Origin of the sequence: Snodgrassella sp. CFCC 13594 (genome assembly GCF_001590725.1) — a bacterium.
Classification (GTDB): domain Bacteria; phylum Pseudomonadota; class Gammaproteobacteria; order Burkholderiales; family Neisseriaceae; genus Snodgrassella.
Window position 1 is genome coordinate 1 of sequence record NZ_LQXR01000089.1, and the last position, 521, is coordinate 521.

Sequence of the window (521 nt, forward strand, 5' to 3'; positions counted from 1 at the left end):
GTGGTATTAATCGCAATCATAGGTAAAGCTGGCTTTTTTGATTGGTCCAGCCCTTCATAATCTTTAATGACCCCGCCATTGGTCGCCAATAGCGCAATAGCTTTTGCACAATCGTGAGGTGAACCACCGCCCAATGAAATCACACAGTCAGCTCCAGCTTGCTGTAACAGTGCCAAACCTGCATTAACATTTCCGACAGTAGGATTGGGTTTGGTTTCATCAAAAATCGTTGTGGCAATATCATGGGCTGCCAATTTATCCGCAATAGCTTGGGCGTGACCTAAACTAGCCAAAGGTTTATCAGTCACCAAGAATGCTTTTTTAAATCCCAAATCGACTATTTGTTTTACCGCATCATCAATAGCGCCTTCGCCTAGAAAATTATTTGCAGGCATAAAAAAAGGTGCGCTCATGTACTTCTCCTTCAATGGATTAAATGATTTGTGTTATAAAAATAGGAATATTTTTATCATTGAGAATTGACTGCTGATATTTAGAGCAATCATTACTATGTTAATACT

General features: G+C 39.5%; 1 protein-coding gene. It reads right to left on the bottom strand.

Translation table 11 applies throughout. From position 1 onward, the window contains the following. A partial coding sequence (locus A2F46_RS11850) for an iron-containing alcohol dehydrogenase (RefSeq protein WP_156471661.1) occupies positions 1-413 on the bottom strand: 413 nt, incomplete at its 3' end. Positions 414-521: the final 108 nt, after the last annotated feature.